1 pseudogene is annotated in these 321 nt (G+C 63.9%); it reads left to right on the top strand.

The annotated features are described in order from the left end of the window. A pseudogene (locus VSR72_RS44105) lies at window positions 1-321 on the top strand (hypothetical protein); the annotation flags it as partial.

The raw sequence follows: 321 nt of genomic DNA, 5'->3' as shown, positions 1-321 counted from the left end.
CGCACGACTCGGTGACGCTGGGCGGTACGGACGCAACCTCGGCAGTAGCCCTGCACAACGTGGCTAACGGCGCGCTGAGCGCATCGAGCACCGACGCCGTGAACGGCTCGCAGCTGTACGCGACGAATACGAACGTGTCGAACCTGGCGGGCAACGTGACGAACCTTGCCGGTGACGTGACGACGCTGCAAGGCGACGTGACGACCATCAACGGCCAGATCACGAACATGCAGGGTCAACTGGCTGATGCAGTGATGTACGACTCGTCGGCACACGATTCGGTCACACTGGGCGGCACGGGTGCGACCTCGGCAGTAGCAC

The organism is Paraburkholderia sp. JHI869 (genome assembly GCF_038900775.1).
Classification (GTDB): Bacteria; Pseudomonadota; Gammaproteobacteria; order Burkholderiales; family Burkholderiaceae; genus Paraburkholderia.
The sequence above is the reverse complement of the archived record's forward strand: the minus strand, read 5'-3'. Positions and strand labels throughout refer to the sequence as shown.